Source organism: Planococcus sp. TJ-301, from assembly GCF_058268475.1.
Genome location: NZ_JBZDOH010000004.1, coordinates 194,757 through 205,337 on the forward strand (window position 1 = coordinate 194,757; position 10,581 = coordinate 205,337).

9 protein-coding genes are annotated in these 10,581 nt (G+C 44.1%); 6 read left to right on the forward strand and 3 right to left on the reverse strand.

What is annotated here, in order from left to right:
* Positions 1 to 86: 86 nt before the first annotated feature.
* Positions 87 to 458: a S1 domain-containing post-transcriptional regulator GSP13 gene (yugI, locus tag AC4EHJ_RS15755; RefSeq protein ID WP_490976555.1), complete on the forward strand. Its 372-nt coding sequence runs from the start codon at positions 87 to 89 to the stop codon at positions 456 to 458.
* 167 nt (positions 459 to 625) lie between these two features.
* Here yugI and AC4EHJ_RS15760 read toward each other — a convergent pair whose 3' ends face one another.
* Positions 626 to 1,939, reverse strand: a complete 1,314-nt coding sequence (locus AC4EHJ_RS15760) for an AAA-type ATPase lid domain-containing protein (RefSeq protein WP_490976556.1) — start codon at positions 1,937 to 1,939, stop codon at positions 626 to 628.
* A gap of 138 nt (positions 1,940 to 2,077) precedes the next feature.
* Here AC4EHJ_RS15760 and pruA point away from each other — a divergent pair, with 138 nt between their 5' ends.
* The 4 genes from pruA (at position 2,078) to AC4EHJ_RS15780 (ending at position 7,479) form a co-directional block, all read left to right on the forward strand.
* Positions 2,078 to 3,622: an L-glutamate gamma-semialdehyde dehydrogenase gene (gene pruA, locus AC4EHJ_RS15765; protein WP_490976557.1), complete on the forward strand. Its 1,545-nt coding sequence runs from the start codon at positions 2,078 to 2,080 to the stop codon at positions 3,620 to 3,622.
* Positions 3,623 to 3,699: 77 nt separating this feature from the next.
* Complete coding sequence (locus tag AC4EHJ_RS15770; RefSeq protein ID WP_490976558.1) at positions 3,700 to 4,893, forward strand: ornithine--oxo-acid transaminase; 1,194 nt, start codon at positions 3,700 to 3,702, stop codon at positions 4,891 to 4,893.
* An 83-nt stretch (positions 4,894 to 4,976) separates the two neighbouring features.
* The gene (locus tag AC4EHJ_RS15775) at positions 4,977 to 6,221 is read left to right on the forward strand and encodes a Glu/Leu/Phe/Val family dehydrogenase (RefSeq protein ID WP_490976559.1); all 1,245 of its coding nucleotides are present in this window, start codon (positions 4,977 to 4,979) and stop codon (positions 6,219 to 6,221) included.
* Between the two features lie 94 nt (positions 6,222 to 6,315).
* Positions 6,316 to 7,479: an iron-containing alcohol dehydrogenase gene (locus AC4EHJ_RS15780; RefSeq protein ID WP_490976560.1), complete on the forward strand. Its 1,164-nt coding sequence runs from the start codon at positions 6,316 to 6,318 to the stop codon at positions 7,477 to 7,479.
* A gap of 35 nt (positions 7,480 to 7,514) precedes the next feature.
* On the opposite strand, the gene AC4EHJ_RS15785 is transcribed toward AC4EHJ_RS15780, so the two are convergent.
* Positions 7,515 to 8,510: a cation diffusion facilitator family transporter gene (locus tag AC4EHJ_RS15785; RefSeq protein ID WP_490976561.1), complete on the reverse strand. Its 996-nt coding sequence runs from the start codon at positions 8,508 to 8,510 to the stop codon at positions 7,515 to 7,517.
* Positions 8,511 to 8,522: 12 nt separating this feature from the next.
* Positions 8,523 to 9,254: an MgtC/SapB family protein gene (locus AC4EHJ_RS15790; protein ID WP_490976562.1), complete on the reverse strand. Its 732-nt coding sequence runs from the start codon at positions 9,252 to 9,254 to the stop codon at positions 8,523 to 8,525.
* 114 nt (positions 9,255 to 9,368) lie between these two features.
* Here AC4EHJ_RS15790 and AC4EHJ_RS15795 point away from each other — a divergent pair, with 114 nt between their 5' ends.
* The gene (locus AC4EHJ_RS15795; protein ID WP_490976563.1) at positions 9,369 to 10,271 is read left to right on the forward strand and encodes a DMT family transporter; all 903 of its coding nucleotides are present in this window, start codon (positions 9,369 to 9,371) and stop codon (positions 10,269 to 10,271) included.
* Positions 10,272 to 10,581: the final 310 nt, after the last annotated feature.

Here is a 10,581-nt window from a genome sequence, read left to right on the forward strand (position 1 = left end):
TTACTCTGCTGTCCATTCTGTGCTATAATTTACAGATGCCAATAAGGTGTACAGGATAATTAGATAAGACTAGGAGCGGGTATAAAATGACAAATTTTCAAACAGGCGACACAGTAACAGGTAAAGTAACAGGAATTCAGCCATACGGTGCATTCGTAGCATTGGACGATCAGACTCAAGGATTGGTCCACATCTCAGAAATCACGCATGGCTATGTTAAAGAAGTTAGCGAATACTTGGCAGTTGGCCAAGAAGTTAACGTTAAAGTTTTGGAAGTTGATGACAAATCTAAAAAAATCAGCTTGTCAATCCGTGCACTACAAGAGCAGCCACCAGCAGCTCAGCGCACTGAAAAACCAAAACAATCTCTTCAATCACACGTAAACGAAAGTGATTCTGAAGGATTCAACTCTTTGAAAGACAAAATGCAAGAGTGGATCAAACGTTCTGGTCAGTAAGAAAAGCGGAAGCGGCCGCTTAGGTTTGACAGGCATAAGACAGACCGGCGAAGTGGCGCTTTTTGCCACCCAGCTGGGCTGGCTTATGACCCGAGAAACTGGCCGCTGGAGCTAGACAGTAAGAAAACAGAAGCGCTTAGGCGCAACAAAAAAACGAAGCGCAGACACTATGTCTGCGCTTCGTTTTTTTTGATTTTCCGCAATCTATATTGCAGGTTTTGCCGGCTCATGCCAAGTGCGGCAGCAGCTTTCGTGACATTGCCGCCATGGAGGTCCATCGCTTTCTTCAGATAATAGCTTTCCGCTTCCTGCAAATAATCATCGAGCGGCAGCAATTCCTTGCCGGAATGGACGATGAAGTCCTCAGGGTTTAAAGCATGCTTGTTCATTGTTTTCCATTTAAAATGCTGTGGGAGCAATTCTGCCGTAAGCGACTCTTCGGTGGTTAAAAGAGACGTCGCTTCGTCGAGCAGCAATTCAAGTTCCTTTAAATTGCCTGGCCAATCGTAGGACAAGAACATTTCTTCGGCTTCTTTCGTCAAACTGCGTACCATGGAACCGAATTTCATGCGGTGCCTGGACAAATAATCATAGACAAAAGGCATAATATCTTCTTTTCGGTTTCGGAGCGGTTCGAGTTGGATGGTCATAGCTGAAAAGAAATAATAGAGTTCTTTCGACAATTTTTGTGAAGCGATCAGCTCTACTGGATCTTCACCGACACTGGCGATGAAATAAGTGTTCTGATTGGAGAGCTCTTTCGCCATCTGCAGCAAATGGGATTGCAAAGGCAAGGGCAGCAAGTCGATGCGTTCGCAATAAACAGTTCTGTGCGGCGTATCTGCCAAATCTTCCTGTAGCCGGTCGATCAATTCACTATCGGTGCCGTGGCAATACAAGGTGAATAGCTGGCCGCTGGAAGAAGATGCTGAATGGATTGACTCAGCGATCAATTCTTTTCCAGTGCCGGATTCGCCCACCAATAAAACTGGCAGCTTTAATGTCGCAGCTTTTTCGGCTGTCTGAATCACTTTTCTCATACTCTCCGAAATTGCAGTGATGCTTGAAAACGTGATCGGCTCTTCGTATCTTTTAAGCGGCTGGTAGACGACCTTTTCCAGCTTTGTGACATCCCGGGACATTTCAATGGCGCCAACCAACACATTATTGCCGAAGACTGGATGGGTGTCGTTGATGGTGGTGATTTCCTGGCCTTTGCGGTTCCAATACGTCTGTTTGACATTTAAGACTGCTTTTCCAGATTGCAGCACCTGCAGCAATGTGCTTTCGTGGTGATCAAAACGAAATAATTCAAGCAGTGAACGATCAGCCAATTCTTCGTAATCGAACCCTTCAATTTCTCTCATTTTTTGGTTATAAAATATCGTCTTGCCTTTCAAATCAATCGCGTGGATGCCGACTGCCGCGTGTTCTGCAGCGAAATGGTAGAACGGCAACAAGTCTTTCTCAACGGTTTTCAAAAAATCACCTCAAAATATTTTTAACTTTTTAATAGAAAAGACTTGATTAATGCAACAATCTTTTGCATTATTATATATGTAAATAGAATATAAGTGCAAACTTTTTTTGCGCTTGTATCAAATCCAAGGAGGATTCACATGATTCCCTACAAACACGAACCATTTACAGACTTCTCAATTGAGAAAAACCGTACTGCCTACCTAGCTGGACTTAAAACAGTTGAGGCATACTTAGGCCAAGACTACCCTTTGGTTATTGGTGGAGAACGCATTACAACAGAAGACAAAATTGTTTCATTCAACCCTGCTAATAAAGAAGAAGTGATCGGCCGTGTTTCTAAATCAAATAAAGAATTAGCTGAAAAGGCTATGCAAAGCGCTCTTGAAGCATTCAAAACGTGGAAAAAAGTAAAACCGGAAGTTCGCGCTGATGTTTTGTTAAAAGCTGCAGCGATTGTTCGCCGCCGCAAGCATGAATTTTCTGCGCTTCTTACAAAAGAAGCAGGTAAGCCATGGAACGAAGCGGATGCTGATACAGCTGAAGCAATCGACTTCTTGACATACTATGCTCACCAAATGCTTGAAATGAAAGACGGCATGCCAATCCAGAGCCGTCCAGGCGAAGACAACCGCTACGATTACATTCCTCTTGGAGTAGGCGTTGTCATTTCTCCATGGAACTTTGCTTTTGCGATCATGGCAGGAACGACTGTTGCTGCAATGGTTACAGGAAACACAGTTTTGTTGAAACCAGCTTCGACAACTCCAGTTGTAGCTTATAAATTCATTGAAGTTCTTGAAGAAGCGGGCATGCCTGCAGGCGTCGTCAACTTTATTCCTGGACCTGGCTCTGAAGTAGGGGACTACTTGGTAGACCACCCGAAAACTCGTTTCATCTCTTTCACTGGTTCAAAAGAAGTTGGCCTAAGAATTGCTGACCGTTCTGCAAAAGTGAATGAAGGACAAGTTTGGATGAAGCGCCTGATTGCTGAAATGGGCGGGAAAAACACAATGGTAATCGATAAAGAAGCAGATCTTGAGCTTGCTGCACAATCGATTGTCAAATCTGCATTCGGTTTCAGCGGACAAAAATGTTCTGCAGGATCACGTGCGGTTGTCGTTGAAGACGTTTACGACGAAGTTCTTGAACGAGTCATCGAATTGACGAACGAATTGACAATCGGCAACCCGACTGACCAATCTAATTACATGGGCCCTGTTATTGATTCAAACTCATACAAAAAAATCATGAGCTATATTGAAATCGGCAAAGAAGAAGGCCGCGTTGCTGCGGGTGGAACTGGCGACGATTCTAAAGGATTCTTCGTGAACCCGACTGTCATTGCTGATCTTGGACCAACTGACCGCGTAATGCAGGAAGAAATTTTCGGACCGGTTGTCGGCTTCACAAAAGCGAAAGACTTTAAAGAGGCAATCGATATTGCCAACAATACGGAATACGGCTTGACTGGCGGAGTTATCACAAACAACCGTGAACACCTTGAATACGCACGTGAAGAATTCCACGTAGGCAACTTGTACTTCAACCGTGGATGCACAGGCGCAATCGTCGGCTACCAGTCGTTCGGCGGATTCAACATGTCTGGAACTGACTCAAAAGCTGGTGGACCGGATTACCTGGGTCTTCATATGCAAGCAAAAACAACTTCTGAAATGTATTAAGAATCACTAGGTGGTATAATTATTCATTAAAAGGCGGACTTATTAGTCTGCCTTTTTTAAAAAAAGGAGGAATTTTAATGACAAAAACTCAAGAAATTATTGAACAAACAGAAAAATTCGGTGCACCGAACTATCATCCGCTGCCAATCGTCATCACTGAAGCGGAAGGGGTTTGGGTAAAGGATCCGGAAGGCAATAAATTTATGGACATGCTTTCAGCATATTCCGCTGTCAACCAAGGCCACCGCCATCCGAAAATCATCCAGGCATTGAAAGACCAAGCTGACCGCGTTACATTGACTTCACGCGCATTCCATAACGATATGCTGGCTCCTTGGTATGAATTGATCTGTAAAATTTCTGGTAAGGAAATGGCTTTGCCGATGAACACTGGTGCAGAAGCTGTAGAAACAGCATTCAAAGCTGCTCGCCGCTGGGCATATGACGTAAAGGGCGTTGAAAAAGATCAAGCTGAAATCATTGCTTGCGAAGGCAACTTCCATGGCCGTACAATGACTGCTGTTTCTTTATCGTCAGACCCTGATTATAGAAGAGGCTTCGGACCAATGCTTCCAGGCATTAAAATTATTCCTTACAGCGATTTGGAAGCATTGAAAAATGCAATTACGCCAAACACTGCTGCATTTTTGATTGAGCCGATTCAAGGCGAAGCGGGCATTGTGATGCCAGAAGAAGGCTTCTTGAAGGCTGCAAGAGAATTATGCCGCGAAAACAACGTATTGTTCATTGCTGACGAAATTCAGTGTGGGCTTGCGCGTACTGGTAAAATGTTCGCTTGTGAATGGGAAGATGTTGAGCCGGATATGTACATATTGGGCAAAGCACTTGGAGGCGGAGTGTTCCCGATTTCTTGTGTCGTCGCTGACCATGAAATCTTGAATGTCTTTAACCCAGGATCACACGGTTCGACTTTCGGCGGAAACCCGCTTGCTTGTGCAGTATCAATCGCTTCGCTTGAAGTGCTGCAAAATGAAAAGTTAGCTGATCGTTCGCAAGAACTAGGCGAATACTTTATTGGCAAATTACGTGAAATCCAACATCCCTCTATTAAAGAAGTGCGCGGCCGTGGATTGTTCATCGGTATGGAATTGACTGAAGCAGCGCGTCCTTATTGCGAACAACTGAAGGAACTTGGTTTATTGTGCAAAGAAACGCATGATACGGTTATCCGTTTTGCTCCGCCATTGATCATTTCAAAAGATGAACTTGATTGGGCAATCGAACGTATTCAAAAAGTATTTTCAAATTAATGACTTTCTAGCACGCAACAAGCTGGATATGTTACACTAGTTTCGAGTAATTACTATTAAATATAAAGAGGCGAATTAAAACAATGGCTGAAAACTTGAACTTGTTGACGTCAACTCAGAACGTTATTAGAACTGCGTTGGATAAACTCGGATACGAAGAATCGATGTATGAACTTTTAAAAGAACCTATGCGTATTATGGAAGTTCGAATTCCAGTTCGCATGGACGATGGAAAAACAAAAGTGTTTACAGGATTCCGTGCACAGCATAACGATGCAGTCGGGCCTACAAAAGGCGGAGTGCGTTTCCATCCTGACGTAAACCGGGAAGAAGTTATGGCGCTTTCTATGTGGATGACATTGAAATGTGGAATCGTCGATCTTCCTTATGGCGGAGGAAAAGGCGGCATTATCTGTGACCCGAGAGAAATGTCCATGCATGAAATCGAGAAACTGAGCCGCGGCTATGTCCGTGCCATCAGCCAAATCGTGGGGCCGAACAAAGATATTCCGGCTCCGGACGTTTTCACAAACTCGCAGATCATGGCGTGGATGTTCGATGAATACAGCAAAATTGATGAATTCAATTCACCTGGATTCATTACGGGGAAACCGATTGTCCTTGGTGGATCTCAAGGCCGGGATAAAGCGACTGCTCAAGGTGTAACCATTGTTATTAATGAAGCTGCTAAAAAACGCGGCCTTGAAATTAAAGGCGCTCGGGTAGTAATTCAAGGGTTCGGCAATGCAGGAAGCTTCTTAGCGAAGTTCCTTCATGATCAAGGCGCGATAGTTGTCGGAATTTCTGACGCTTACGGCGCATTACATGATCCGAACGGCTTGGATGTTGAATATTTGCTAGACCGCCGCGATAGCTTCGGTACGGTGACAACGTTATTCGATAACACGATTTCAAACAAAGAACTGTTTGAATTGGATTGTGATATCCTTGTTCCAGCAGCGATTGCCAACCAAATTACAGCTGAAAATGCACATGATATCAAAGCTTCAATCGTCGTGGAAGCGGCGAACGGGCCAACAACTTCGGAAGCAACGAAAATTCTGACTGAACGTGGAATTCTCCTTGTGCCGGATGTATTGGCTAGTTCAGGCGGAGTAACAGTTTCGTACTTTGAGTGGGTTCAAAATAACCAAGGTTATTACTGGACGCAAGAAGAAGTGGATGAAAAGCTGACTAAAAAACTGGTTGATGCGTTTGAAAATGTCTACAACGTTGCTACTACACGCAATATTGATATGCGTTTAGCCGCTTATATGGTCGGAGCTCGTAGAACCGCTGAAGCTGCACGCTTCCGTGGATGGGTATAAGATGATAAAAGACCGTTCGGGTTCTTCCCGAGCGGTTTTTTTGTGTTTTAATAGGGAAATCTACATAATAGAAAAAGAAGAGGAGGATGATTAGATGAATGCATTTTCATTTCACAACCCGGTTAAGTTAATTTTTGGTAAAGGGCAATTGAAAGAAGTTAAAAAAGAATTACCTAAATATGGTAATAAAGTCTTGGTAGTTTATGGTGGAGGCAGCATCAAAAAGAATGGCCTTTACGAAGAAGTAATTGCTACTTTAGCTGAAGCAGACCTTGAAGTTTTTGAATTAGGTGGAGTAGAACCGAATCCACGGATTTCGACTGCGCGCAAAGGCATTGAAATCTGCAAAAAAGAAGGCATTGATATGCTTCTGGCGGTAGGCGGCGGTTCTGTTATTGACTGTACGAAACTGATTGCATGCGGCGCAGCATACGATGGCGACGCGTGGGATTTCGTATCACGCAAAGCTCAGCCTAAAGAGGCATTGCCGTTCGGCACTGTTTTGACTTTGGCGGCAACAGGTTCAGAGATGAACTCCGGATCGGTTATCACGAATGAAGAAACACAAGAAAAATACGGCTGGGGAAGCCCATTGTCATTCCCGAAATTCTCAATTCTTGACCCTACTTATACGATGTCCGTGCCTAAAGACCATACGGTATATGGCATTGTCGATATGATGTCCCATATTTTTGAGCAATATTTCAATAATGCCACAAACACACCCGTACAGGACCGGATGTGCGAAGGGGTATTGAAGGCAGTAGTTGAAACGGCTCCGAAATTATTGGAAGATATTCAAAGCTATGAGCACCGTGAAACGATCTTATTCGCAGGAACGATGGGATTGAACAACTTCCTGCAAATGGGTTATAACGGAGACTGGGCTACACACAATATCGAACATGCCGTTTCGGCAGTTTACGATATACCGCATGCTGGAGGCTTAGCTATTCTATTTCCGCAGTGGATGCGCCACAACATCAAAGTAAATCCAGCGCGCTTTGCGCAAATGGCTGAACGTGTCTTCGATGTTGAAAGAGAAGGCAAATCGGACGAAGAGGCGGCATTGGAAGGAATCGAGCGCATGAGCGCATTCTGGACGTCCCTTGGAGCACCTACACGCTTAGCGGATTATGAAATTGATGGCTCTAAGATAGACTTGATGGCTGAAAAAGCCATGGTCTACGGAGAGTTTGGCAATTTCAACAAATTGCAGGGCCAGGACGTAAAAGAAATCTTAACAGCTTCACTATAAAAAAAGATTGGGCACATTATGTGCCCAATCTTTTTTTATTTGGTTTGCAATGTTGTTAAGGATTCAGGGCGCTTGCTGACATGCGTCCAATGCGTTTCACCATCGTCCGCGTCAAGCGACACAATAACATCGTCAACATTTGGCTGGTTCAAAAGAATATCAGCTAAACGATCTTGCAAAGCATCTGCTTCGGCTACGGTCAGCGATGCATCGATTTCCACGATTGTTTTCACATGAAGGAATTCGCCTTCTTTGACAACTTCAAGTTTTTTGATATCTCTAACAGCTGCTTGATCTGTCAGGATGTGAGCGATATGATTTACCATCTGCTCATCAGTTTCTCCGATAGCGCCGCGTGCATTGTCTAAAAATACTTTGGTGACTACATAGAACATCATCAATCCGATAGCGATAGAAGCGGCACCTTCAATTGCAAGGAAGCCGGTATAATGTGCAATCAGAATGGCTACTAATGCCAAGATGCCGCCTGAAGTTGCAACTAAATCTTCAAGGAACACGAGTTTAGTCGCGGGTTTAGCACGATTCAAATGTGAGAAACTTGTCGTGAGGGGAGCAAGTGCTCCGCCTTTGACGCCGGCTTCATGCAAAACTTCCTTGCCAGCTTTGTAAAGGACAAATGTTTCCAGGAGGATGGCAATAATCAAGACGACAACACTGATAATAAATCCTTCAGCTTCTACTGGATGCGTCATCTGGTGCCAGCCTTCGATAATCGTTTCATATGCCATGATACCGACAATTAATACGGCACCAAGAAGAACGATATTGAGCAATCGGCCAAAACCATTTGGAAATTGTTTAGTCGGCGCTTTTTTAGATAATGCGGAACCGATGAAGACGAAGTATTGATTTGCTGCATCGCCGATCGAGTGCATCGTTTCGGCGAACATCGCCACGTTTCCAGTAAAGAAGAACGCGACACCTTTCATAATTGCGATAAAAGTATTGATGACTGCGGCGAATAAGGACGGCTTGTTCCCGCCTTTTAATAATGTGAAAAATTCTCCCATTCTCTTTCCTCCTTAATTGATCAGCTCAATATCAACTTCCTCGACCTTATTGATGGCCATGATTTCTTGATATAGGCTTATTGTTTCTTTGGTGTGATAGTAAGACACTCTCATCGCCAATTGATGGAGGATACTTCCGTTATCGCTTTCCTGATGGAAAATTGAAAGCGATTCGATAATCACTCCTTTTGATTTTATCTCTTTTGCGATGATAGGGAAAGACTCAGTGTCGGAAACGAAAACTTTAATGCTGGCCTCCACCATACGCAAGCGCTTTGGGCCGAATTTGAATAGGAGAGGGGCTAATGCTTCGATACCGAAAAGAATAATGGCTACTGCGAAAAATGCCTCAATGTAAAAACCGGCTGCCACGGCAATGCCGATTCCCCCAGCTCCCCAAATCATCGCAGCTGTCGTCAATCCGGATATCGAATCATTGCCGCGCTTAAGAATGACACCGGCGCCAAGAAAACCGATGCCCGAAACGATTTGGGCAGCGAGCCGCAGTGGATCCATTGTAATATTGACGCCTTCATTCTCACTGCCTTCAGCAAGGTAGGCAGTTTCAATCGAAATGATTGTCAGCAGACAGCTGAATGTGGCAATCACTACGCTTGTCTTCAACCCAACCGGCTTCCTTTTCAATTCCCTTTCAAGTCCAATGACTAAACTTAGAGCGGCGGCGATCAACAGCTTGAGGAAAGTTTCGTAGGAGGAGATGTGAAGTGCATCCAGAAAATCCATTTAATGTCCTCCTTCCATAATGCGGGATTGATAAAGAATTCGGAAACTGTCAAACTGAAAGAAGTTAATTTTGTTTCTTATAGTTTGGCACACCAACCGAAAAGGGGCTTCGCCATGGAAAAACCAGCAATCAATCCATTCATCCCGATCATCATCGGTGTTTTTTCAGTTGCACTCTCAGCGATATTCGTGAAAATGACATCCGCTGATTCAGGAGTAACAGCTTTCTATCGAATGCTTTTCTCAATCCTAATCATGAGCCCGGTATTCTTAATGAAATATACCCCGGAAATTAGGAAGCTAAGCAAGAGGGACTGGCTATTTACATCAATAGCAGGAATTTTTTTAGCATTTCATTTCATCTTATGGTTTGAATCGCTGAATTATACATCAGTCGCTAGTTCAACAGTGCTGGTTACGCTCCAGCCGCTATTCGCTTTTGCGGGCACATATTTTTTCTTCAAAGAGCGGTTGTCCATTAAGACACTTGTTTCCGGAGCAATCGCAGTCGCCGGCAGCGTGCTGATCGGTTACGGTGATTTTAAAATTAGTGGGATGGCGCTTTACGGTGATATGCTAGCGCTGATTGCCTGCGCCTTAATAACAGCTTATCTGCTTTTTGGCCAAGATGTTCGAAAAAGACTCTCACTGGTTACATACACGTTTGTCGTTTATAGCGTCAGCACGATAACGTTATTCTTCTATATCATAGTTAAGGGCGAGTCATTTGGACCCTACCCAGCTTCCGAATGGATGTGGTTTTTGCTGCTGGCGATTATTCCGAACCTGCTGGGGCACACGCTTTTCAATTGGTCATTGAAATGGGTGAGTACGAATGTCATTTCAATTGCCATCTTGTTTGAGCCGGTAGGAGCGGCAATTCTGGCATATTTCATCCTTGGGGAACTTCTCAGTGCGTCTCAGATAATAGGTGGGAGCATTGTACTGGCGGGGATCATTTTGTTTGTCGCGGACTTCAAAAAAATTAAATCCAAGTTTTTTAGGGAAAAGGCTTGATTTAATTTGCTCTACGGTTTATATTAATACATGTCCTTAAGACGCCTGGAAAAATATTTTAAAATAGTATTGACTTCCAGTCGCCAACAGGATATATTGATAAAGTCGCCAATGAGCGCGGCATACAACTTGAACCTTGAAAACTGAACAGCAAAACGTCAACAACACGCAACGGCCGCGCAAAACGGCCTGCGCAAAACTTACTGATCAGCCTTGTGCAGATCAAAGCGAATCGTGCGTCTTCGGACGGCGATGCGCCAGCAGTATTGAGCAATCAACACTACTCTATAATGGAGAGTTTGATCCTGGC

What these genes read in the sequence shown, in the direction of transcription:
- AC4EHJ_RS15795 (WP_490976563.1), top strand. Translation starts at nt 9,369, where the DNA reads ATGGAAAAACCAGCAATCAATCCATTCATCCCGATCATCATCGGTGTT.
- pruA (WP_490976557.1), top strand. Translation starts at nt 2,078, where the DNA reads ATGATTCCCTACAAACACGAACCATTTACAGACTTCTCAATTGAGAAA.
- yugI (WP_490976555.1), top strand. Translation starts at nt 87, where the DNA reads ATGACAAATTTTCAAACAGGCGACACAGTAACAGGTAAAGTAACAGGA.
- AC4EHJ_RS15770 (WP_490976558.1), top strand. Translation starts at nt 3,700, where the DNA reads ATGACAAAAACTCAAGAAATTATTGAACAAACAGAAAAATTCGGTGCA.
- AC4EHJ_RS15780 (WP_490976560.1), top strand. Translation starts at nt 6,316, where the DNA reads ATGAATGCATTTTCATTTCACAACCCGGTTAAGTTAATTTTTGGTAAA.
- AC4EHJ_RS15790 (WP_490976562.1), bottom strand. Translation starts at nt 9,254, where the DNA reads ATGGATTTTCTGGATGCACTTCACATCTCCTCCTACGAAACTTTCCTC.
- AC4EHJ_RS15775 (WP_490976559.1), top strand. Translation starts at nt 4,977, where the DNA reads ATGGCTGAAAACTTGAACTTGTTGACGTCAACTCAGAACGTTATTAGA.
- AC4EHJ_RS15785 (WP_490976561.1), bottom strand. Translation starts at nt 8,510, where the DNA reads ATGGGAGAATTTTTCACATTATTAAAAGGCGGGAACAAGCCGTCCTTA.